Below are 24,207 nucleotides of genomic sequence, written 5' to 3'. Positions count from 1 at the left end.
TATGGCTAAACATGATTTAGGAATAGATTTAGGGACAGCAACTTTTATAGTATATAAAAAAAATGAAGGAATATTAATTAATGAACCTTCTGTAGTTGCAGTAGATAAGCTAACAAATACTATAACAGCATTTGGTAATGAGGCAAAAGCAATGGTAGGAAAAACACCATATGGTGTTGAAATAGTGCATCCTATGCAGGATGGAGTAATTGCATATCCTTCTTTAATAGAACAATTATTAAGATTTTTTATTAAACAGGCTAAAACAGGATTTTTACCTTCAAAACCAAATCTTGTAATAGGAATTCCAGCTAGAACTACAGATGTAGAAAGAAGAGCTGTTAAGGATGCGGCAGAAAAAGTGGGAGCAAATAAAGCGTTTTTAGTTTTAGAACCTATTATTGCTGCCATAGGTATAGGTCTTGATATAACAAAACCAAATGGACATTTAATAGTAGATCTTGGTGGTGGAACAACAGATATTGCAGTGATTAGTTTAAGTGGAAGTGTAATTTCAGAATCAATAAAATTAGCTGGAGAGGCAATGGATATAGAGATTATTAAATACATAAAGAGAAAGTATAAATTTTTAATAGGTGAGGCAACAGCAGAATTTTTAAAGAAAGAAATTGGAAAAGCACATAAAGATATGGAAACATTAGAAATAGAAGTAAGAGGCCAGGATATCGCTAGTGGAATGCCTTCATCAAGATTAATCAATTCAGATGATATTTTTGAGGCTATTGAAGGAGTGCTTAATGAAATTATACAAAAAACTAAAACAGTTTTAGAGCATACCCCACCAGAGTTGTCTGCAGATATATTAAAAAACGGAATATATTTAGCGGGTGGAACAGCTAATTTGCGTGGATTAGCGCAATTATTTGAAGAGAGAACTGGAGTAAAGACAGTAGTGGCAGAAAATCCACAACTCTGTGTAGCACAAGGAGCTTGGATTTTATTGGATAATCCTGAATTGTTATCTAAAATAGCAGTTATATAAAAAAGAGGCGATTATTCGCCTCTTTTATCTTATATTTAGTGGTCTTTTATAATTAGAGTTTCTCGTTTTTTATATTAACATCTATTTGAGTAAATGGAATTTCAATATTATTTTTGTTTAAAAGTTCGAAGATTTCTGTTGCGATTTTTTTAGTTCCTTCGAAATAATCTTCTCTTTTTAACCAGAATTTAATTGAAAAATCTATTGAAGAATCTCCAAATTTAGAAAATAGGACAAAAGGATTATGATTTTCATCTTTATATATTAAAGTGGAATTTTTAAAATAAATGTTTATTAACTCTAAAAATTCTTTTAAATTTGTTTTATATGAAACACCTATATTTATTTCACTTCTTCTAATATCAGTTGGCCAATAATTTGTTATTGAGCTGCTCCACATGGTTTTATTTGGAATTCTTACCAGCTTTCCATCAAATGTTTTTAAAAGAGTATGATTTAAATCTATCTGTGAAACAACTCCCGCAATACCATTTACTTCTATGGCATCACCCTCTTTTATAGCTTTTGAAAACATTAAAAGGATTCCACAGATGAAATTAGCTAAAGGTTCTTGAATAGCAAAAGCAACAATTACACCTGAAACACCTAATCCTGTTAAAAAAGGCATAAAATCTTTAAAAATTAGAGATAAAATAACAAATCCACCTAAGGTATACGTAGCTATATTTATTAAAACTTTTAATGTATTTTTATAGGATAAACTTCTTCCCGTTTTTTCTGCAACTTTTACCAAAGAAGAATAAAAAATTTTTGAAAAAAATTTAGACAAAAATAGAACAATTATACTGATTCCAATGCGTATAGAATAATCGATAATCATGTTCCAATTTATGTTCATAATGTTATCTCCTATTATCTTTTTAATGTTCCGATAGTTCTTAAGAAATCATCAGCGGTTTGAACCGCTCTAGCATTGAGGTCATAAGTTCTTTGAGCCACAATCATATTAACCATTTCTTTTACAACATCGACATTTGATTTTTCTAATGCACCCTGTTCTATTGAACCATAACCATCTTGATTAGGAATACCCTCTGTTGCAACACCAGAAGCTGGTGTTGATAAAAATAGGTTGTTTCCTATTGCTTTTAATCCTGCTGGATTTACAAATCTAACAAGTGTTAAGTTACCAACATTCTGTATAGTACCATCTGGTAATTTCGCACTTATAATTCCATCTGGAGATACATTAACACTTTCGGCATTTGTAGGTAATGTAATATTAGGCACTAAAAGCAATCCATTTGAATTAATAAGTCTTCCATTAGCATCTACTTTGAAGGAGCCATCTCTTGTATAAGCAATCCTTCCATCTTGTAATTGTACCTGAAAGAAACCGTCGCCCATTATAGCTAAATCAAATGTTCCACCAGTTTGTTCAATATTCCCTTGAGTGAAAATTCTGTTGGTTGCTGCGATACGTACCCCATGTCCAACGTATTCACCTGTAGGTAGCACGGAATTTTGAGCTGTTGGAGTACCCGCTTCTTTAATAGGAGTATATAACAAATCTTGAAACTCAATCCTTTGAGCTTTATAACCAGTAGTGTCTACATTGGATAAATTATTAGATATTGTATCAAGTCTTCTCTGTTGTGCAATCATTCCTGTTGATGCTGAATAAAGGGATACTAACATAGTCTTTTCCTCCTTGAAATTATATTATTTTATATTCTTTTATTATTTTATATTCTTTGAGCGCTTTCTATAATTTTACCCGTCATTAAATCTTGAGTTTGTATAGATTTTTCCATTATACTAAATGCTCTATTGGCATTTATTAAATTAATCATTTCTTTTAATGTGTTAACATTTGATTTTTCTATACTACCTTGAATTATTTTGAAATTATTCGAGGCTATTTCTTCACCAGTAAAAAGATTATTGCCAAATTTAGATGGAGCATTAAGATTTACAATTGAAATTTTTTGCCCTGTAAATTGTGTTCCGTTATATATATTTCCAGATTCGTCAACAGTAAAATCTTTTGGTAATTGAATTCGTTGATTATTAGAATCCAAAACATAGTCACCATCAGAAGTTACTAAGAAACCGTTCAAATCTTTTTTAAATTCACCATTTCGTGAGTAAAAAAATTGAGAATTTCTTTCAATTTTAAAAAAACCATAACCAAATATAGCAAAATCCAGAGGATTGTTTGTTTTTACAATTTGTCCCTGAGATAAAATGGGTTTTGTTTCATCAGCAATTAAAGCGGTTTCCATATATCCAATATGTTTTCCTTTTTTAATATCATTTGAATCGTAATTTCTGAATTCCTTTTCAAGATATGCTTTAAACATGGTTTCATCTTTTTTATAACCAACGGTATCAGCATTAGATAGATTATTTGATATATTATCTAATTGAGCCATGTTTGCAAGCATTCCCATAGTTGAAATATATAATCCTCTATTCATTTAATCGCCTCCTGCGATAGTACTCATTAATATATTTCTTTTTGAAAAACATCTTATCCTAAAAAAAATAGCCCGTGAGGGCTGATTTTTTAAGAATATTTATTGATTAGCTTGTAAAAGAAGAAATCTTTGACATTTCAGAAGATATATTAATTTTACATGTATATTTTGCTGTTTTGAAATTGTTTGATACAAGTGTTGAATCATCTTTTTGTGTGAAATTATTTAACTCTTTTAATGTTAAATCTCCTATAAAATTAATAATTACAAACACATTAGAAGGTATTTCTAAAATTAAATTGCTTACCTGTATATTTATATCAATATTAGAATCTATTTTAGATGAAGGTATTAAATGTAATTTTGAAGCTTTAGCATTTACTTTGGTATAATTCGAATTGATATCATATAAATCTAAAACTAATTCACTTACATTTGAGTGAATATTAAGAATAGCATTTATTTTAGATGGTAGGTAAATAAAGCTTTCAGCTCTTTCAGGAATGTTAATAGAATTTATTCTCAACTTTTCTTCAAAAATGAAGTTATTATCTGTGAAATTAATTTTTTGCTTAAAAATAGATTTGTTATATTTGCTGTTGATCTTAATTTTATTTTCATTATGAGAAGTGATATTACATTTATTCCAATCCACATCCATAGAAACTTTTATTTGTTTGTTTTCTTGCAATTCGAAAAATTGTTCATTTTTAGAAATAGTATTTTTTGAATGATTTTGAGTAAAATCTCTAATGAAAAAATCAATACCACTGGCTAATAATTGAGCTCCAATGAATAGTAAAATAAGTTCTCCCATTGAGGCGTCAAAATTGAATAAATTAAACATATCAAAAAGTAGAATAATTCCAAAAATTAAATATCCAAGATTTTCACTTTTAAAATTTTTGAATATTTTCATACCATTAAAAATAAATATTAAAGATAATATCAATTCAATTATTAAACTTATTGTGAAAGACACTTTAAATATTAAACTTGCAAATATTAGAATTCCGATTAATATTGAAATAATTCCCATTATCATTTTTTATTTCCCCCTAAAAAATATAGTTGAGATTCCTGAAGCGATTAACCATGACCCCAAAATCACCAATAATACCTCCCAAAAATTTAAATTGGTATCAATTATGTTTAAACTATCTAGAATTAAGGTTATACCAGATATTAATCCAAAGATAAAAGTTTTAAATCTAAAATTCTTGTGTGTTTTTTTTAGAAATTTAAAAAACAGGCCTCTTTGTGAATCTAAAATATCATCTATAACTTCTTCTGCTTCTTTTCCCTCTAATACTAATTTTTTCTTATTTTTTGTAAGTTCAACTTTTTGTTTTGGATTAATTCCGCTTATTATTAATATAAATCCCAAAATGAATTCCAATGTTTTCCAGAAAGTTAAAGAATATCCCCAAAAAACCGATAATATTATTACCAGTCCAATAAGTATAAATGTGAGAGCTAAAGTTTTCATAAGCCACCTCCAAATTATAAAAATGCAATACGCCTTATATATATATAAATAATATATCATATTTTTTTAAAAAAATCAAGTTCAACATAAAAAAAATTAAAAACAAAATAAATATTTTTTTGTGATGCATAAAAATTTGGGAACCTTTGAATAAAAAAAGAAATATGTTATAATTTATTTAAGAAAGAAAATTAAGATGGAGGTGTTATAATGGATTTTACTGTAGATTTTTCCGAGAAAGATAATTATTATTTGATTAAAGTTGAGGGAGAAATTGATGCTTATCATTCCGCAACGTTTAAGCAAAAAACTAAAGAAAAATTAGTTGAATTGTCTTTTTCTAAATATGTTATTGATATGTCTTTGGTTTCTTATATTGATAGTGCTGGATTAGGAGCAATTGTAAGTTTGTTAAAAGAGTCAAGAAATTTAAAAAAAGAATTAATTCTTGTTGGGTTGCAACCGCAGGTTAGAAAAATTTTTGAGATGACAAAACTTGATAAAATTGTAAAAATAGTTGATACTTTAGAAGAAATAAAATAAATATAAATGAATGTAAAAAATTTAGAATAAAATCAAATAAAAATTCCTGGGGAGCCCCAGGAATTTTTATATTGCATTTGCATATTTTTTTATGAATATATTGCTTACCTTTTTTGCAACTTCTGTAATATCTCCAGCTCCAAGAAATAAAAAGACACCATCATTTAAATCTAAAATTTTATCAATCATTTCATTTTCTGAGTTTATAAACTCAGAATTTTCAATTAATTTTGCCATTTTTAATTCATCAATACCATCAATTGGATCTTCGAAGGCTGAATAAATTCTGTATACAAAAACCTTATCAGCATTTTTTAGAGCTTCGCTAAATTGTTTATAATGTCTGAATAATCTTGTGTATCGATGAGGTTGAAAGACCGCTATTATAGGATATTCAGGGAAATATTCTTTTGCTGCTTTAATGGTATGTTCTACTTCTTCAGGAGTATGTGCATAATCATCAACAACAAAAATATGACTGTTTTTAAATAATACATTAAAACGTCTATTAACCGAATTAAAAGTTTCAAATGCAAATTTAATTTTATCGAAGGAAATTCCAGCTTCTAAAGCATATGCAATTGCAGCAATTGCATCATATGCATAATGAACACCTGGTAAATTCATTTTAATTTGCCCAATAAATTTGTTTTTATAATTTACATCAAAGGTTTGGTAATATCCATAAGGGGTCCTGTTTGTAAAATAATATTCTGAACTATTTGTAGAACCAAATTTTATAACTAAATTATCATAAAAAGTATTTAATATAGAATCATCGCCATTTAATAATACAAAGTCTCTTGCATGAGAAGCATGTGTATATATTGAATCAATAAGATTTTCAAAAGAATTATTATAATGTTCCAAATGATCAGGTCTTAAATTTGTTATTATTGAAACATCTGAAATTGTATCTTTTATAAAACCATCACTTTCATCAACTTCGCTAATTATAGGGCCTGAGCCAACTCTGAAATTACCATCTTCTAAACTATCATGAATACCTCCTAAAAATACAGTTGGATCACATTTTGCAGTTTTTAATATATGAGATATCATAGCAGTAGTGGTTGTTTTGCCATCAGTTCCAGTAATTCCAACACTATAATTGCTCTTTAAGATATAATTCAAATATTCCATTCTATTTAAAATAGGTATATTCAAATCTTTAGCATGTTGAATTTCTGGATTTGAATCTTTTATAGCAGTACTTTTAATTATTAAATCGGCATTTGCGATGTTTTCCTTATTATGACCAATTTTAACATCTATATTTTTTGATTTTAAATATTTTGTTCTTTCTGATTCCAGGTTGTTTGATCCAATTACGTCAAAACCTTTATATTTTGTATAAAGTGCTAAGGAACTCATACCTATTCCGCCAATTCCGGAAAAAAAGTATTTCATTTTAGGCGCCTCCTAATGAGTCTAAAATTGTTTTTACAATAAATTTTGAAGGATTTTGTTTTTTTATAGTATAATTATTTTTTTTCTTTACATTATATATTATATCAATTATACTTTGTGGTTTTACGTCATTTTCGGTAAATATATGTATATTTTCTTTATTAATACCTTTTGCATTTAAAAATTGTTGATTTTCTGCAGAATTTCCCCATGGTATAATTATAGCAGGTATTTCAAAAAAATCAATCTCTGATAAACTTGTCGCACCTCCACGGCTAATAACCATATCGCTAATAGCGAGGTATTCTGTTAGATTGTCCAAATAATCAAATATTTTCACATTTTCCCATTTTGATTTTAGTTTTTTTGATATATGGATAAAATTGATATTTGTAATCTTATTATATACGTCTATCATTAAATTATCAATAAATTCAGAGCCAAGACTTCCGCCAAATATAGTAATCAAAGGCAAAGATTCATTAAAATCCAAATCATTCAATAATTTATTTCTATTTATATTTGAAGGTATTCTTAGAGGATTACCACTTGTTATACTTTTTTCAGGATATTTATTTCCTATTGTATTATTATACGTAAGAAAGATTTTTTTCGCATATTTGCTAAGAACTCTGTTGGCAACACCCATTATTTTATTTTGTTCAAGAATAAAAATAGGAATATTTAAATCTTTTGCTGCTAATCCCACAGGTACTGTCACATAGCCTCCTGTTAATATAATAAAGTTTGGAGTAATTTGTTTAAGAATTTTTTTAACCTTGATATAATTTATATATGTATTAATTAACACATTGATATTTTTTATTGAATACAAGGGTCTTATTAATCCTTTAACCTTTAATGGGATATGTTGAGCGTCAGGGAAATCTTTTGGCACCTTAAAATAATCTAATCTATTATATATAGTAAAATATGTTAATTCAACATCTATATTTTTTTCTAATTCTTTAATAACAGCGTAAGCTGGATAATAATGACCTCCAGTTCCACCGCCAGATACAACAATTTTATATTTCATCTGTGCTTTCCACCTTTTGTTCTATTTTGTCTATAACTTTTTCTTCAATTATTTCATAATAGATCATTCCCATAATATACCCAATAGAAATTAGTGTAATTAATAAAGATGAGTTTCCATAACTCATTAAAGGGAGAGTTACACCTGTTGTAGGCAACATACCAACAGAAACTCCGATATTAATAAAACTTTGAAAAAAAATCCAGAATGCAAATACAACCATAAAATTACGTGCAGCTGAATTTTTAATATAATTTGAAATTAAAATTAGCTCCCTAGATATTAAAAAATATAGAGTAATAACCATGAGAATTCCAAATTTTCCCCATTCTTCACCAATTACAGCTATAATGAAATCGCTATATGAATATGGAACCGTGTATTTTTCTTCACCAATAAATGTGCCAGATCCAAACAAACCTCCGCTTGTTATAGCGTCTAACGATTGTTGCAATTGATAGTTTTCTTCTTTATTTGAAAATTGTTCTAATCGTGATCTTTGATAATCTTGAAGGAAATTGGTATTTGCTATAATAAATAGTCCTGTTATTATTATCAAGATTATGGTTAAGTAAAAATGTATATTTTTTACTCCGTTAACATAGATAGTCAATATTGCAAGTATAAATATTAAGATTGATGAACTTAAGTCTGGTTCTAAAAATATTAAAGATATTTCTAGAAATATGATTATTAAAGGAATCACTATACCAAATGTAAATGTTGATTTTTTTTCTTTAATTTTATAATAATACCATGATAAATATAAAGGTAAAAATAATTTTATGAACTCTGATGGTTGTATTTGAATCCCCAAAATAGAAATCCATCGTTTAGTACCATTAATAGGTGATTGAGTTAGAGCTAAGACAAGCAATACTGTAAAAAACACAAAAAGTATATTCATAAAATGCCGGCTTTTTGTAATGCGTTTAGATAAGAAAAAAGCAATAAATCCTAAAAAAGAAGAAAATAAAATTGTGAATATGTGTTTTTGAAACATTTTATCTATTTGTACAGTTGAAAATGTATATTCCATAGCTTTTAAAGAACTATATACAAAAAATGTTCCAAGGATTAAAGCCATACCAACAGCACTTATAAATAAAATAGCCCTATTTCTTAAGATTTGAGACTTTTTCACTATACCATCTCCATAAGTTTATATACTTCTTTTTTAAATATTTTTCCGCGCTCTTTGTAATTTTTAAATAAATCGTAGCTTGCACCTGCAGGTGAAAATATAATATAGTAATTCTTTTTTGCCAGAGAAACAGCCTTTCTAATAGCTAATTCTAAATTTTCCTCTATAATGTAATTAGTAAAAAAGGGATATTTTTTTATTTCGTTAGCCATTTCTCCGAAAACAAGGGTCTTTTGTGCATTATTTTGTAATTCAATTAAAAAATCAGTCATATCTTCATTTTTAGGTCGGCCTGATAATAGAGCAATATATTTTTTCCCTTTAAAGGATTTATAAGCGGAAAATGCAGCGTGAACATTGGTTGCTTTTGAATCATTAAAAAATTTAATACCCCTATACTCACCGATATATTCTAATCTATGTTCTAGTGATTTAAATGATTTTATCTTTTTTTCAATTAATTCTTTAGATATATCAAGGTTTAATGCAACGGCAACTGCAGCTAATATATCTTCTCTGTATAAGTCTAAACTTAAAACTTCATTTTCTACTTTTATATTAATATTATTTTTTGTTTCTATCATGTTATTTTTCCACAAATAATCACCATTTTCCCCGAAAAAGAATAAATTTTTATTGTTGGAATTAATGTAGGATTTCAAATTTGAATTAACAAATCCAATACCTTTATTATCAATACTTTTAAGTATTAAATTTATTTTTGTATAATAATATTCATCAAGGGATGAATGCCAATCAAGGTGATCAGGCATTAGATTAATCAAAACAGAAAGCTCTGGGATAAACTTATTCCCCCAAAACAATTGAAAACTCGAAACTTCAGTGACATAAATTTCTTTGTTAAAATTAGCATTAGAAAGAGGTGTTCCAAGATTTCCACCTACAAAAATATTATAAGAATCTTCTAAGAGGTGGCCTATTAATTTTGTTGTTGTGGATTTACCATTTGTTCCTGTGATTGCTATGAACATTGCCTGAGGATTTTCTTTTTTGATTTTTTTCCATGTATATGCAATTTCTGTAGTATAAGGTATATTTTTTTCTTTTATTATTTGAATGGGTAAACTTGTTGGAGGAATGCCTGGGCTGATAATTGCTAAATCAGTATTTTTTAATAAATCTCCATGTCTGTCCTCATATAAAATACCATTATTTTCAAAAAAGATAATATCCTTGTTGGAAAAAGGCTTATTATTACTTACACTTATTTCAACATTTTCTTTAATTAAGATATTTTTAAGTAGCGCTTCATTGCTTAAACCATAACCTACAAGACAGATTTTCATAATATACCCCCAAGACCTATTAATGAAAATATAATATTGATTATAATAAACCTGAAAGTAATATTTTCTTCAGGCCACTTTTTTAATTCATAATGATGATGTATTGGAGACATTAAAAAGACCCTTTTACCTCTTAATTTAAAAGAAGAAACCTGAATAATAACACTAAGTGTTTCAACTACAAATATAAATCCTGTAAAAATTAAAAACAATTCTATATGATAATAAGAAGTTAAAGCAGCTAATATAGCTCCCAATGCAAGAGAGCCAGTATCTCCCATAAAAACTTTTGCTGGTTTGGCATTAAATAAAAGAAAAATAGAGACGGGTAATGTAATAGTAAACAATAAAAATACTGGTGTATGAAAAAATAATACACCAATTAATATTGTAAATATTGAGGATATTACAAATGTTCCGCCTGCTAAACCATCTAAACCATCTGTTAGGTTAGTGGCATTTGAAAAACCTGTGAAAAAGAAAATATAAAATAAAAAATATAATTTTACATTTACAGATAAAGCTGATTTAATAAATGGAATATAGAGATTAATATTATTATTTTCTTTAAAAAACGAAAAAAATAAAATCATTGAAAATAATATTTGAAGGAGTAATTTTCTTTTTGGAGTTAAACCCATAGCATCTTTTTTTAGAATAGAGCTAAAATCATCAAAAAAGCCTATAAATCCAAATAACAATGAGGAAATTGAAATGTATAAAAAAATAATATCTTTTAAAAAGAAATAAGCAACAATATTCATAACAACAATAGTCGGGATAAAAATGATTCCACCAGCAGTAGGAGTTCCCTGTTTATATCCGTGAAGATCTGGACCTTCTGGGCGAATATATTGACCGAATTGACGCTTTTTAGCCCACTTGATATATTTTGGATACAATAAAAATTCAGAAAAAATAATAATTAAAGAAAATAATAATAACATTTCTTCCTCCTTTTTCCAACCTATAAAAATCAAAATATGGTGAAAATTCATTTAGATGATTCTATAAATTCTTCAACAATTTTCCAGAGCCCAGTTCCATTTGACCCTTTTACGTAAATCAAAGAATTTTCTGATTTTAAAATTTTTATAATGTCATTTTTTTTATTTAAAAAAATAATATCTTTGAAATCAAATTTATTTTGAGGGTCATAAAAGTATATTTTATCAAAAATTTCACACGCTTTGTTGACAATTTCCTGATGATATTTTTGGGCAATATCACCAATTTCAAGAACCTCGGACATTAATAATATCTTTTTTTTGTTTATATTCATTTTTTTGATACTTTCAAAAGCACTAAAAAATGATTCTTTTGATGCGTTATAAGCATCATTTATAATTATACTCGATCCGACCTCTTTTAATTCAAAACGCTTTTCTGGTAAAGAAAAATTTGAAATGTAAAATGGGTCAAGTGGAATTTCAAAATACAATGAAACCATTAATGAGGCTAAAACATCAATTAATTGTCCTTTATTCCAAATTCCAGGTAAAGTAAGCATTAGATTTTCATTATAAATATTATAATAAACTCGTGTATTACCCTTTAAATATTCAAAATCCAATAAATAGCCATCATTATCGTTTTTTTCACCAAATCTAAAAACTTTAATATCTTTTGGATATTCTATATTTAACAATGGTTCATCACCATTAATGAATAATAATCCTGGTTTTTCAGCATATGAAATAATTTTTAATTTTTCTTCAGCGATCTTTTTTCTTGTTTTAAAAAATTCTATATGTGCTGTTCCAATATTAAGAATAATAGAAATATTTGGATTATAATATTTTGAAAGATATTCAATATCATTTTCTTTTCTAAGTCCCATTTCTAAAACAGAAACAGGTTGATTTTTAAAATTGTTTAATATACTTAAAGGGAGACCTATTTCAGTATTATAATTCTTTTCTGTTGTGAAAACATTAAACCCATATGATAATAAATGAAATAAAAAAAATTTTGTAGTGGTTTTTCCGTTTGATCCTGTTATACCTATTCTAATCTTTGATCTTTCTTTTAGCAGTTTAGAGGCTTTTTCATTTATATAGTCAATAACATTGTTTACCAAAATAACCTCTTTAATGTAATTTCTTTTTTCTTCAACAATAGCAGTTTTAGCGCCTTTCTTTAAAGCGTCATTTACAAAATCATGGCCATTGTTTTTTTCTCCTTTAATTGCGATAAAAATATCATTTTCTTTTATTTTTCTGGAATCTATCTCATAATGTGAGATATTCATCTTTTCAACACCTTTCTAAACTTTTGAACTATATCATATGCAATTTCATAGTCATTGAAAGGTATTTTTTTGCCATTTTCATATAATTGAAATTTTTCATGACCTCTACCAGCAATAATAACAATATCATCTCTTGAAGCAAAGCTAACAGCAGCTTTTATAGCAGTTTTTCTGTTTCTGATAACAATAAAGGTTTTTTCTTTATCTATACCTTCTAAAATATGTTCTATTATTTCTTCTGGGTCATCATCTTTTGGATCATCATCTGTTATGACTATTAAATCACTATATTTTGAAGCTATTTCACCCATTATTTTTCTTTTTCCTATATCAGCGGCTCCACCTGCACCAAAAACTAAAATTATCCTGCCTTTAGTAATTTTTCTTGCGCTTTTTAACACTTTTTCAAGTGCGTCTGGAGTGTGTGCGAAGTCTATATAAACCTTGTATTCAATATCTTTGGTGTTTTCAACAAGTTGGAAACGACCTGGGACACCATTGAAAGTTAAAAGACCATGTCTGATAATTTCATTGTCAATATTTAAGACTTTTAAAGCAATAAATGCAGCTGTTATATTTTGTGCATTATACTCACCTATTAAAAGTGTATGGATTTTATTTTCTGTACCATCAGGTTCGGTAATAATAAAACTCATTTGGGCATTGTTGTATTCAACATTCGAAATTACATAATCTGAATTTTCATTAAAACCGTATGTAATTATTTTATCTTTTTCTAATGGAACTTCTTTTATATTTATGCAGTCTAAATTTATGATTCCATATCCAGTCTTTTTTAATTGTTTAAATAATGAAAATTTGATTTGTTTGTATTCTTCAAATGATTTGTGATAATCAAGATGGTCACGAGTAATATTTGTTAAAATAGCAATTGAAAATGGGATTTTGTATACTCTTTTTTGATCCAGAGCATGTGAAGACACTTCAAGACATATATTTTTAATAGACCTTTCTTTTGAAAGGCTTAATATTTTTGCAATTTCATCTACACCTGGCGTAGTATTGTATGGTTCATAAAGAAGTTCATCATTTAGTTTAATACCAACAGTACTAATTAAAGAACTATTTTTTTCTCCTTGCGTCAAAATGTAGTGGATTAAAGAAATTACAGTGGTTTTTCCATTTGTTCCAGTAACACCTATGAAATTAAAATCATCAAAATTTATGTTATAATATGCATAATTGAGCAAAGCATAAGCTTTTTTTGTGTCGCTCACAAGAATGTAAGGGTGAGATAACGGGATTTTTTTGGGGTTTTCTCCAATGATTAAAGAAGCTTTAAACTCTATTGCTGTTTTTACAAAATCATGGCCATCGAAATAAGCACCTTTTATACAAACAAAAACCGATTCCGGTTTTATTTTGTTTGTATTATTTGTAAAGAATGTATAATTTTTTTCCAAAGGAAAATCATATTCAATTATCAAGTCCTTTAAAATTTCAATAATTTCATGGCCAGTCATAATATCACGCTCCCATATATCATTTCTTAACTAATTTTACACCAATAATTAATTTTTTACAACCCTTTTTTTATGTTATCATATAATTAGCACTCAAAAAAAAGGAGTGATAAAATGCCAAAAGAATTAAGTAATAGACAAAAGAAAATTTTATTTTCAATTATAGAAAATTTTATCAAAGAAAAAAAACCTATAAGTTCATCTGAAATATTAAGAAAGTCTAATTTAAATGTTAGTTCTGCAACTATAAGAAATGATATGCAGAAATTGCAACATTTAGACTTAATATTTCAACCGCATTCAAGTGCGGGAAGAATTCCAACAGATAAAGCTTTAAGATTATATTTTGAGGCTATAAAGGAAAGCTTTTCTGTAAAAGGTAAAAATATAGAATTACCGCAAGAATATAAATTTTATGATATAAATATTATGTTTGATAAATTTTCAAAAATGCTTGCAGAATTAACCGACAGCATTGTAATTTTAGAACTCCCGGATTCAAGATATATATTTATTACCAGGGCAGTTGTTGCAGATTTAACAAATAATTTTTATCAAATAACATTAATGACCAATCTTGGATTATCTATAACAAGGACTGTTGAAAAGTTTGGGTTTCCTTCACCTAAAGAGCTTGAAAAGATTTTAAATGAAGGGCTTGTTGGTAAAACCATGCATGAAATTATTAATTTAATAAAAACAAAAAGTATTGAAAAAGAACAGGATATTAGATTAATGAATTTATATAATCTGGTTTATTTATTAGCTGAAGAATTTTTTAGAAATAAATTTATTGTAAATGGTTTAGCGAGAATTATATCTCTAGGATATTTTAACACAAAAGAGATACTTTTCCTATCAAAGATTGTAGAAGAAGATAAAATAAAGGTTCAATTGCTTTCATTAAAATCTTTTGATATTGGTATAAAAGCTACTATTGGTAATGAATTTGGTATGAATGAATTAAAAAATTTTATTATGATTGAAACTTCATATTGCCATAATGCGAATCCTTTAGGAAAGGTTGTTTTGCTAACATTTAAATATAGTGATTATAAAAAAATATATTCGATTTTAAATGAATATACTTCTAGATTATCTAAAATCATATCAAAAAATTTGTAAGGAGGGATTTTAATGCCACAAAAGAAAAAACAAGAAAAAATAAAAGGAATAAAAAATAAAGAAAAGGCATTAGATAAAGATATGGAAGCTTTAAAAAAGGAAATAGAAGAATTAAAAAAAGAATTAGAAAGTCAAAAAGTTGAAAAAGAAAAGTTGATGGAAGAATATGAAAAAATAAAGAATTATGCAATTACATTAAAAATTGATTTTGAAAATTATAAAGATATAGTTCAAAAAGAAAAAATGAGAATAAAAAAAGAAACTAAAGAAGGAGTTATAAAGCAGTTATTACCAATATATAAGAACTTTTCAATCGTGATGAAAAATCAAGAAAATCTTAATATATTTGCAAAAGGTGTTGAAATGATTTATAAATCATTTGTAAAAACAATAGAAGATATTGGTATTGAATTTATTATGCCAGATAAAAATGATAAATTTGATCCGTTTGAACATGATGCAATAGAAAAAGTTGAAACAGATGAAGTTGAAGAGTATCATGTATATAGTTTGGAATCACCAGGAATAAAATTGGAAGGCAAAATAATTGAACCGGCAAAAGTAAAAGTAGCAATAAAACCGCAAAAAAAACAGGAAGAAGATAAAAAAGAAGATGAAAAAAAAGATGCAGAAAGGGGTGAATAATATTGAATCAAAGAAAAGATTATTATGAAATATTAGGAGTTTCAAGAAATGCAACACCAGAGGAAATTAAAAAGGCATATAGACAATTAGTTAAAAAATGGCATCCAGATAGACATCAAGAAAATAAAAATATAGCAGAGGAAAAATTTAAAGAAATACAGGAAGCTTATGAAGTATTAAGCGATCCTCAAAAGAAAGCATTATATGACAGATTTGGATTTGTTCCAGAAAACGGAATGCCACCACCTAATCAAGGTGGAGGAAGAGGAGGATTCGAAGATTTATTCGAAGATTTATTCGGCAATTTTGGTAATTTTGGAGGAACATTTTCTGATATTTTTGATATGTTTATGGGTGGAGGAAGCACGACATCACAAAGAAGACAGAGAACCTCTAAACCTCCTATTAAAGGAGAAGATAAGTTTTTCTCTATTTCTGTTGATTTAAAAGAAGTTTTAAATGATATAAAGAAACATATAGAATATGATAGATATGTGACATGTAAAGCATGTAATGGAACCGGAGCAAAAAACGGAACAAGTTTCACAACATGTCCAAGATGTAATGGCTCAGGGACTATAAAAGAAGAAGAAAGGACCTTCTTTGGTGTATTTGTAAGAAATTATCAATGTCCAACATGTCATGGCGAAGGTAAAATAATTAATGAGAGATGTAATGTTTGTCATGGAAGTGGGAAAAATATAGTTAGAGAAAAAATAGATATAACAATACCCGCAGGTGTGGAAGATGGTTATACTTTCAGAATTCCAAATAAAGGAAATGATGGTAAAAATGGGGGTTCTGCTGGAGATTTAATTATAAAAGTAAATGTTAGAAGGAATCCTAAATTCATCAGAAATGGTAATAATTTAGAAACAAGTATAGATATTGATTATGTTCAGGCTTTATTAGGTAGTACTGTTGAATTAGAATTACTAAATGGTAAGACTACAGTTAAAATTCCAGAAGGTACCAATCCCGGAACTGTGTTAGTTTTAAAAGGTCATGGTTTACCAGACTTTAGAACGGGGAAATACGGTGATTTATATGTTAAAATAAATGTGAAGTTTAAAAAACCAGGATTGAGGGAGAAAAGATTATTAAAAGAGATAGCAAAATTAAAAAAATTGGGGGAATAAGAATTGGAAAGACTTAAAAAAGAAAGTATTAATTATATACTAATAACAATAGGGACAATACTAACTGCCTTAGGAATAGTTCTTTTTCTTGACCCGTTTTCAATAGTTGCAGGTGGAGTTAGTGGATTAGCTATAGTTTTGAAAAATCTTTTTGGTTGGTGGTTAGGGTTACAAATGTTGATTTATAATGTAGTTTTATTTGCATTGGGATTCTGGCTTTTGGGTGTTGGATTTGGATTTAAAAGCATCTATGCCGCTTTATTGTTATCTTTTCTAATTGATTATTTTGAACAGGTATTGCATTTAGATACAATGATGAAAAATATTTTATTAAATACACAAATTCAAATAGATCCTTTGCTAATAAGTGCTATATATGGAGGAGTTTTAGCAGGAATTGGAATTGGATTAGTTATATGGCGTAATGCCTCGACAGGTGGAACAGACATTATAGCGATGATTATAAATAAATATTTTCATATTTCTACGGGAAAAGGACTTTTATTAGTAGATACATTAGTTACAATGTCAGCATTTTTGATTAATCCAATAGTTCCTATGTTTGGGGTTATAACCATTTTTGTTACATCTAAAATGATAGATACAGTTGTTGAAGGATTTGAAGCGACGAGAACGGTATTGGTAATAAGTGAAAAATATGATAAAATTAAAAAGGAAGTTTTTGAAAAGTTAGATAGAGGCGTAACTCTTCTAAATGGAAAAGGTGGGTATACATTAGAGGAGAAAAATATTTTAATGATTGTATTAACAAGAAGAGAAATAGGAGAACTCAGAAGAATTATAAAAAATATTGATGATAAAGCTTTCATAAGTATAATCCCAAATTCAGAAACACTTGGGTATGGATTTAAAAGGTTGAGATAGGAGGACTTAAAAGTGGAAGACCCCAGTAGTTATAAGCAAGTAATTATTATGATTTTACAAATAATATCTTTGTTGTTTTTATCAGCTTTTTTTTCGGCTTCTGAAACAGCATTAACATCAATGAGTCGATTAAAGGTTAAAGATTTAATTGAAAATGAGGATGATGAAAATACAAAAGAAAAATTGCATCACTTTCTTCATCATCCCAATCAACTATTAACCACAATCCTTGTAATGAATAATTTAGTAAATATATTGGTATCATCTTTAACTACAGCTTTTATTATTGAGCTTATTCCAGGAAATCCCGGAAGAGTAGTTGGAATCGTAACGGGAATATTAACTTTAATGATTTTAATCTTTGGTGAAATAACTCCAAAAGTTTATGCTAGAGAAAATACAGAGAAATTTTTTAATATAATATTTCCAGTTATTTCATTTTTAACATATATATTAAGACCTATAATTTGGTTGCTGGTAAATATTTCAAATTTTTTCATTAAACTTTTTGGTGGAGAAAAAATAAGCGAGGCACCATTTATTACAGAAGATGAAATAATGAATTATCTTGATATAGGCCATGAAGAAGGGGTAATCGAAAAAGATGAAAAATTTATAATGAAAAGAGGATTAGAATTAAAAGAAATTGCTGTTAAAGAAATAATGACACCAAGGGTTGATATTGTTGGCATTTCTGATGAAGATACATTGGAAAAATTAATCAAAATTATTAATGAAGAAGGATATTCCAGAATACCAATATATAAAGAATCAATAGATAATATTATAGGAGTATGTTATGCAAAAGATGTTTTTAAAATAATTGAAAAAGAAGGCATGAACAAATCAATTTTAGAAATAAACATAAAAAATTTAATGCATAAAGTTGAATACATACCGTTAACAATGAAGGTTAGAGATGTTTTAAAACTTTTTTTAGAAAAGCATACGCATATGGCAATTGTCGTTGATGAGTATGGTGGAACTGCAGGGTTGGTTACATTAGAAGATATATTAGAAGAATTAACTGGAGAAATATTGGATGAATATGACATTGTTTCTGAAGAAATAAACATTGTAAAACTCGGTAAAAACACATATTTGGTAAATGGAACGACACCATTAAATGATATTGAAAGAGAATTGGATTTAGAATTACCAGAAACAGATTTTGAAACTATAGGAGGTTTGTTGTTAGAAGAGTTTGAGAGATTCCCGAAAGCGGGAGAGAAGATTACATTAGAAGGAGTTATATTTGAAATTGTATCAGTATCGAAAAATAAAATAGATAAAGTTAAGATAACAGTTAAGGGGGAATTTAATGAAAACAAATCAGGAGAAAATTGAATTATTATACGGAAAAGCAAAAGAAGCTATGAAAAATTCATATTCACCATATTCCAAATTTAAAGTTGGAGCAGCATTGTTAACTAAAAGTGGGAAAATATATACAGGAACTAATATAGAAAATGCCTCATATGGATTGTCTATGTGTGCAGAAAGAATAGCTATATTTAAAGCTGTTTCTGAAGGTGAAACCGAATTTGAAACGTTGGTTGTAATAGGAGATACAGAAACTCCTATAAGTCCATGTGGAGCATGTAGGCAGGTAATTGCAGAATTTGGTGTTAATGAAGTTGTTTTAACAAATTTAAAAAAAGATTTAAAAAAAATGAGTGTTAAAGAGTTGCTTCCATATGGTTTTTCTGGAGAAGAATTAGATGGTAAAGATTCTAATAATAGATGAGAATGAAGATCATAGATTTTTTATAAAGTATATTTTTTCTAATGAGAATAAAGTTTTAAAAGATTTAGAATTTGATGAAAAATTTAAAATTTATGAGGCAAGAGATGGAATTGAGGGAGTGAAGATGGCTCAGTTATATGAGCCAAATATTGTTATACTGGAAGAAAATCTTCAGGAAATAGATGGAATTGTAGTTTGTGAAAAGATAAAAGCATTAAAACCAGATACTCCCATTATATTTTTAACTACGGTAAATGTATTAGAAATTAAAGAAAAGGCATTTCAAGTTGGAGCATCTGATTATATAATAAAACCTGCACACCCCTATGAAATCATAATGAGGATAAAAAAACATTTGGATTTTTATAATGCCCAGAAAAAATTAAAAAAAACTTTAGAAAGTTATGAAAAGGATTTAAAAATTGCTCGGAATGTTCAAAAAAATTTATTACCAAAAATAAAAAAAATTAATAATGTTATGTTTGATTATATATATATATCTTCACATAATACGTCTGGAGATATGATAGGTGTAGTCCCTATAGGTGATAATAGAGTTTTTGCGTATGAATATGATATATCTGGTCATGGCGTTACTTCGGCGCTTTTATCTATAATAGTACGTCAAGAAATTGAGCAGATAGTACAGGGTAATGAAATAATAGATTTAAAAGAAATAATATTAAAATTGGAAGAAAATACAAAAGAATATTTTTTTGATGGGATGTATTTTACTGGTATTTTCTCAATAATTTCAAAAGATAAAATAGAATATGCAAATTTAGCCCATAGAGAAATAATTTTTTTGAAAAAAGATAAAAAAATAGAATATGATTCAAGAACAGAATTTCCTATGGGAGTCGGTTTGATTGACAGAAACAATTTGAATATATATAATAAAACTATAGATAAAGATTCTTTTATAATTTATTATACAGATGGGATTTTGGAAATAGATAATTTTTCTGAAAAAAGATTATATGAATTTTTAACGTCAAAAAAATATAATCATCCTCAAGAAATTATAAATGACTTTAAAAAGAAGTTTGAAACATTATTGGATTTTAATTTTCCAGATGATGATATAACAGTGTTAGTGTTAAAACAGGAGGAATAAATATGAATTTTGAAGAGAGAGAATTGAATGAAGAACAGATTTTTAAAGGAGTATTATTGGATGTAAGAAAAAGTATTGTGGAACTACCAAATGGAAAAAAATCAACACGTGAATTTGTTGTACATCCTGGTGCTGTTGCAATACTTCCAGTTGAAGATGATTATGTATATTTAGTTGAGCAATATAGATTTCCTATCAAAAGGCATTTGTTAGAAATACCAGCAGGAAAATTTGACGAAATAGGTGAAGAGCCATTAGAATGTGGAAAAAGAGAATTAGAAGAAGAAATAGGAAAAAAAGCAAAAACATGGATCTATCTTGGATATATACACACAACACCGGGTTTTTCAAATGAATTAATTCATTTATATTTAGTTAAAGATTTTGAGGAATCAGAAATGAATTTAGATGAAGATGAATTTTTAGAAGTAAAAAAAATTAATATTAAAGAGTTTGAAAAAATGATTTTGAATAATGAAATAACAGATGCAAAAACCATAGCAGCATATACAAGAGCAAAACTAATAGGAGGGATATAGAAATGAGTGTTAGAGTAAGATTTGCACCAAGTCCAACAGGATTTTTACATGTGGGAGGTGCAAGAACAGCTTTATACAATTATCTTTTTGCAAAAAAACATAATGGAGTTTTTGTATTGAGAATTGAAGATACTGATATTGAAAGATCAACAAAAGAATCAGAAGATCAATTGATAGATGCTTTAACATGGTTGGGTTTAGACTGGGATGAAGGCCCGAATGTAAAAGGGGAATATGGACCATATAGGCAAAGTGAAAGAAAATATATATATAAAAAAATGGCAGAGAAATTGATAAATGAAGGTAAAGCATATTATTCTTATGTTTATCCTGAAGAAATGGAAGCGATAAAAGAAAAATTATCAAAAGAGGGAAAACCACCACATTATTCATATGAGTTATTAGAACCATATAACACAGAAGAAAGAAAAAAGGAATTTGAAGAAAAAGGATTAAAACCTGTAGTATTTTTTAAAATGCCAAGAAAAGCATTTTCTATTAACGATTTAATAAAAGGGCCCGTTACATTTGGCGAAGGAGCTATAGGAGATTTTATAATTATGCGAAGCAATGGATTACCAACATATAATTATGCAGTTGTAATTGATGATATGACAATGGAAATTACTCATGTGATAAGAGGAGATGATCATTTATCAAATACATTAAGACAGGTAGCATTATATGAGGCTTTTGGAGTAAAAATTCCAGAATTTGCACATGTTTCAATGATTTTAGGGCCGGATGGAAAAAAATTATCAAAAAGACATGGAGCAACATCTGTAGAAGAGTTTAGAAATAAAGGATATCTTCCAGAGGCTTTAGTTAATTATTTGGCATTATTGGGTTGGTCACATCCAGAAGGAAAAGAAATATTGACTTTAAACGAAATGATAGAAAATTTTGATTTAAACAGGGTAAATTCCAGTCCAGCAATATTTGATAATGAAAAATTAAAATGGATGAATGGTGTATATATAAGACAAGCAAATCTCGAAAGAATTGTAAAGCTTTCAAAACCTTTTATTCTTGAAAAAGGTTTGTTAACTGAAGAGCAATTTGAAAATAATAAAAAATGGGTAACTGAAGCTATAGATATAGTAAGAGAATCAGTAGAAGATTTGTCTCAAATTCCAGATAAATTAGAGACATTCTTGAAGGATTTTGAAGTAGATCTTGATAATGAAGAATTAACAGATTTCTTAAAGGCAGATGGAGTAAAATCAACAATAAAATTAATATACGAAAAAGTTTTAAATGACCCAGATTGGAAAGTAGAAACAATATTAAAAAATATAAAAGAAGCTATGAAAGAATCAAAACCAAAGAAAAAACCTTTTTATATGTCATTAAGAAAAATATTAACAGATTCTTTTGAAGGCCCAGATTTAGTAAAAACTATTCATTTAATTGGAAGGAGCAGAGTCCTTCAGAGATTGGAAAGAGTGGTGGCAAAATGGTAAAGGTAAAAATTTTTGACACGCTTAAAGGTGGATTAGTAGATTTTGAACCAATTGAAAAAAATCATGTTAGAATGTATGTATGTGGCCCAACTATATATAATCTAATTCATGTTGGTAATGCAAGACCTATGATAGTTTTTGATGCATTTAGAAGATTTTTAGAGTATATAGGGTATAAAGTAACAATGGTTCAAAACTTTACAGATATTGACGATAAAATTATAAATAAAGCTAACGAAGAAGGAGTTCCTTTTGAAGAAGTAGCAGAAAGATATATAGTAGAATATTGGAAAGATTCTTATTATTTAAGAATCAGACCAGCAAATTATCATCCAAAAACATCCAATTATGTTTCTGAAATAATTGAATTTATAGAAGATTTAATAAAAAAAGGTTTTGCATATGAATCACAAGGTGATGTGTATTTTGATGTAACAAGATTCGAAAAATATGGAGAATTGTCCCATAGAAATCCAAAGGACATGATTGCAGGATCAAGAATTGAAATATCTGAAAAGAAAAGAAATCCTTTGGATTTCACACTTTGGAAAAAGGCTAAAGAAGGAGAACCATATTGGGAAAGTCCATGGGGAAATGGAAGACCAGGATGGCATATTGAATGTTCTGTTATGTCCAATTGCCTTTTGGGGGATTCTTTTGATATACATGCAGGAGGAAATGATTTAGTATTTCCACATCATGAAAATGAAAAGGCACAATCTGAAGCAAGACATGGAAAAACATTTGCAAAGTATTGGATGCATAATGGAATGATAAAATTTTCTGGGGAAAAAATGTCGAAATCTATAGGTAATATATGGCTTGTAAGAGAATTAGTTAAGTCATATGATCCTGATACAATAAAAACATTTATTTTGTCTAAACATTATAGAACACCGCTTGACTTTACAGAAGAAGGGTTGAATGCACAGAAAAAATCTGTAAAAAGGGTTAATGAGGCATTGAAAAGAGTAGAAGAAAAATATAACGATCATGTTCCATATGTACCAAAATCAGAATATATGGAAGATAAGATTAATGAATTTATAGAAAATTTAGCTTTGGACTTTAATACTCCAAAAGCAATAGCGTTAATTTTTGAATTAACAAATGAATTGAATAAATCATTTGATGAAAATAATGAAAAAAGAGTTTTAGAAACATATCATTTAATTAGAAATGAGTTTGGTCCAATATTAGGAATATTTGAATTACCCACGAAAGAGGAAAAAACATTAAAAACAAAAGAATTGATGAATTTGATAATAAGTGTAAGAAATTCATTAAGGAAAGAGAAAAATTTTCAATTAAGTGATTATATTAGAGATACACTGAAAAATATAGGAATAGTACTAAAAGATACACCAGATGGAACAAAATACATAATAGAATAAAAAAACCGGGAAAAATCCCGGTTTTTTTATTATGAAAAATTC

At 27.6% G+C, this 24,207-nt stretch carries 24 protein-coding genes; 12 read left to right on the top strand and 12 right to left on the bottom strand.

Annotation, left to right across the window (positions count from 1 at the left end):
• Nucleotide 1 precedes the first annotated feature (1 nt).
• Nucleotides 2-1,003: a rod shape-determining protein gene (gene mreB / locus BUA62_RS02140; RefSeq protein ID WP_072862973.1), complete on the top strand. Its 1,002-nt coding sequence runs from the start codon at nucleotides 2-4 to the stop codon at nucleotides 1,001-1,003.
• Nucleotides 1,004-1,055: 52 nt separating this feature from the next.
• Here mreB and BUA62_RS02135 read toward each other — a convergent pair whose 3' ends face one another.
• From BUA62_RS02135 to BUA62_RS02115, 5 genes are all read right to left on the bottom strand, one after another.
• A complete protein-coding gene (locus tag BUA62_RS02135) occupies nucleotides 1,056-1,862 on the bottom strand; it encodes a mechanosensitive ion channel family protein (protein ID WP_072862971.1) in 807 nt (268 codons plus the stop codon).
• A 14-nt stretch (nucleotides 1,863-1,876) separates the two neighbouring features.
• Nucleotides 1,877-2,662, bottom strand: coding sequence for a flagellar basal-body rod protein FlgG (gene flgG / locus BUA62_RS02130; protein WP_072862969.1), 786 nt, complete (start codon nucleotides 2,660-2,662; stop codon nucleotides 1,877-1,879).
• Between the two features lie 47 nt (nucleotides 2,663-2,709).
• Entirely contained in the window at nucleotides 2,710-3,444 is a 735-nt protein-coding gene (locus tag BUA62_RS02125; RefSeq protein ID WP_072862966.1) for a flagellar hook-basal body protein, read from the bottom strand.
• 106 nt (nucleotides 3,445-3,550) lie between these two features.
• The gene (locus BUA62_RS02120; protein ID WP_072862964.1) at nucleotides 3,551-4,489 is read right to left on the bottom strand and encodes a hypothetical protein; all 939 of its coding nucleotides are present in this window, start codon (nucleotides 4,487-4,489) and stop codon (nucleotides 3,551-3,553) included.
• Between the two features lie 3 nt (nucleotides 4,490-4,492).
• Nucleotides 4,493-4,933 carry a hypothetical protein gene (locus tag BUA62_RS02115; RefSeq protein ID WP_072862962.1) on the bottom strand — a complete coding sequence of 147 codons (441 nt, stop codon included), beginning with the start codon at nucleotides 4,931-4,933 and terminating at the stop codon, nucleotides 4,493-4,495.
• Between the two features lie 210 nt (nucleotides 4,934-5,143).
• Between BUA62_RS02115 and BUA62_RS02110 the strand changes: the two genes are divergently transcribed.
• Entirely contained in the window at nucleotides 5,144-5,476 is a 333-nt protein-coding gene (locus tag BUA62_RS02110) for an STAS domain-containing protein (protein ID WP_084670657.1), read from the top strand.
• A 66-nt stretch (nucleotides 5,477-5,542) separates the two neighbouring features.
• Here the strand turns inward: BUA62_RS02110 and murC are convergent, their stop codons facing one another.
• Genes murC through BUA62_RS02075 form a run of 7 tightly spaced genes read right to left on the bottom strand, consistent with a single transcriptional unit; the run spans nucleotide 5,543 to nucleotide 14,111 of the window.
• Nucleotides 5,543-6,886 carry a UDP-N-acetylmuramate--L-alanine ligase gene (murC, locus tag BUA62_RS02105; protein WP_072862958.1) on the bottom strand — a complete coding sequence of 448 codons (1,344 nt, stop codon included), beginning with the start codon at nucleotides 6,884-6,886 and terminating at the stop codon, nucleotides 5,543-5,545.
• A 1-nt stretch (nucleotide 6,887) separates the two neighbouring features.
• The gene (locus BUA62_RS02100; protein ID WP_072862956.1) at nucleotides 6,888-7,925 is read right to left on the bottom strand and encodes a UDP-N-acetylglucosamine--N-acetylmuramyl-(pentapeptide) pyrophosphoryl-undecaprenol N-acetylglucosamine transferase; all 1,038 of its coding nucleotides are present in this window, start codon (nucleotides 7,923-7,925) and stop codon (nucleotides 6,888-6,890) included.
• Nucleotides 7,915-9,069, bottom strand: a complete 1,155-nt coding sequence (locus tag BUA62_RS02095) for an FtsW/RodA/SpoVE family cell cycle protein (protein ID WP_072862954.1) — start codon at nucleotides 9,067-9,069, stop codon at nucleotides 7,915-7,917. The genes BUA62_RS02100 and BUA62_RS02095 overlap by 11 nt, the downstream gene beginning before the upstream one ends.
• Complete coding sequence (murD, locus tag BUA62_RS02090) at nucleotides 9,069-10,376, bottom strand: UDP-N-acetylmuramoyl-L-alanine--D-glutamate ligase (RefSeq protein ID WP_072862952.1); 1,308 nt, start codon at nucleotides 10,374-10,376, stop codon at nucleotides 9,069-9,071. The genes BUA62_RS02095 and murD overlap by 1 nt, the downstream gene beginning before the upstream one ends.
• Nucleotides 10,373-11,323 (bottom strand): phospho-N-acetylmuramoyl-pentapeptide-transferase, encoded by a 951-nt coding sequence (gene mraY, locus BUA62_RS02085; protein ID WP_072862950.1) that lies wholly within the window; start codon nucleotides 11,321-11,323, stop codon nucleotides 10,373-10,375. The genes murD and mraY overlap by 4 nt, the downstream gene beginning before the upstream one ends.
• A 47-nt stretch (nucleotides 11,324-11,370) precedes the next feature.
• The gene (locus tag BUA62_RS02080; protein WP_072862948.1) at nucleotides 11,371-12,627 is read right to left on the bottom strand and encodes a UDP-N-acetylmuramoyl-tripeptide--D-alanyl-D-alanine ligase; all 1,257 of its coding nucleotides are present in this window, start codon (nucleotides 12,625-12,627) and stop codon (nucleotides 11,371-11,373) included.
• Complete coding sequence (locus BUA62_RS02075) at nucleotides 12,624-14,111, bottom strand: UDP-N-acetylmuramoyl-L-alanyl-D-glutamate--2,6-diaminopimelate ligase (protein ID WP_072862946.1); 1,488 nt, start codon at nucleotides 14,109-14,111, stop codon at nucleotides 12,624-12,626. Before BUA62_RS02075 ends, BUA62_RS02080 begins: the two co-directional genes overlap by 4 nt.
• Nucleotides 14,112-14,225: 114 nt before the next feature.
• Between BUA62_RS02075 and BUA62_RS02070 the strand changes: the two genes are divergently transcribed.
• Genes BUA62_RS02070 through cysS form a run of 10 tightly spaced genes read left to right on the top strand, consistent with a single transcriptional unit; the run spans nucleotide 14,226 to nucleotide 24,165 of the window.
• On the top strand, nucleotides 14,226-15,236 hold the full coding sequence (locus tag BUA62_RS02070; RefSeq protein WP_072862944.1) for an HrcA family transcriptional regulator: 1,011 nt from the start codon (nucleotides 14,226-14,228) through the stop codon (nucleotides 15,234-15,236).
• Between the two features lie 12 nt (nucleotides 15,237-15,248).
• Nucleotides 15,249-15,881 (top strand): nucleotide exchange factor GrpE, encoded by a 633-nt coding sequence (locus tag BUA62_RS02065; protein ID WP_084670656.1) that lies wholly within the window; start codon nucleotides 15,249-15,251, stop codon nucleotides 15,879-15,881.
• Nucleotides 15,882-15,883: 2 nt separating this feature from the next.
• A complete protein-coding gene (dnaJ, locus tag BUA62_RS02060) occupies nucleotides 15,884-17,020 on the top strand; it encodes a molecular chaperone DnaJ (RefSeq protein WP_072862942.1) in 1,137 nt (378 codons plus the stop codon).
• 3 nt (nucleotides 17,021-17,023) lie between these two features.
• On the top strand, nucleotides 17,024-17,905 hold the full coding sequence (locus BUA62_RS02055; protein WP_072862940.1) for a YitT family protein: 882 nt from the start codon (nucleotides 17,024-17,026) through the stop codon (nucleotides 17,903-17,905).
• Nucleotides 17,906-17,917: 12 nt separating this feature from the next.
• Entirely contained in the window at nucleotides 17,918-19,252 is a 1,335-nt protein-coding gene (locus BUA62_RS02050) for a hemolysin family protein (RefSeq protein WP_072862938.1), read from the top strand.
• A complete protein-coding gene (locus BUA62_RS02045) occupies nucleotides 19,227-19,652 on the top strand; it encodes a cytidine deaminase (RefSeq protein WP_072862936.1) in 426 nt (141 codons plus the stop codon). Before BUA62_RS02050 ends, BUA62_RS02045 begins: the two co-directional genes overlap by 26 nt.
• On the top strand, nucleotides 19,627-20,769 hold the full coding sequence (locus tag BUA62_RS02040; protein WP_072862935.1) for a SpoIIE family protein phosphatase: 1,143 nt from the start codon (nucleotides 19,627-19,629) through the stop codon (nucleotides 20,767-20,769). Before BUA62_RS02045 ends, BUA62_RS02040 begins: the two co-directional genes overlap by 26 nt.
• Before the next feature lie 2 nt (nucleotides 20,770-20,771).
• A complete protein-coding gene (locus BUA62_RS02035) occupies nucleotides 20,772-21,308 on the top strand; it encodes an NUDIX domain-containing protein (RefSeq protein WP_072862933.1) in 537 nt (178 codons plus the stop codon).
• 2 nt (nucleotides 21,309-21,310) lie between these two features.
• Nucleotides 21,311-22,771 (top strand): glutamate--tRNA ligase, encoded by a 1,461-nt coding sequence (gene gltX, locus BUA62_RS02030; RefSeq protein ID WP_072862930.1) that lies wholly within the window; start codon nucleotides 21,311-21,313, stop codon nucleotides 22,769-22,771.
• On the top strand, nucleotides 22,765-24,165 hold the full coding sequence (cysS, locus tag BUA62_RS02025) for a cysteine--tRNA ligase (protein ID WP_072862928.1): 1,401 nt from the start codon (nucleotides 22,765-22,767) through the stop codon (nucleotides 24,163-24,165). The genes gltX and cysS overlap by 7 nt, the downstream gene beginning before the upstream one ends.
• Nucleotides 24,166-24,207 lie beyond the last annotated feature (42 nt).

This window comes from Marinitoga hydrogenitolerans DSM 16785 (genome assembly GCF_900129175.1).
Lineage (GTDB): Bacteria > Thermotogota > Thermotogae > Petrotogales > Petrotogaceae > Marinitoga > Marinitoga hydrogenitolerans.
The sequence above is the reverse complement of the archived record's forward strand: the minus strand, read 5'-3'. Positions and strand labels throughout refer to the sequence as shown.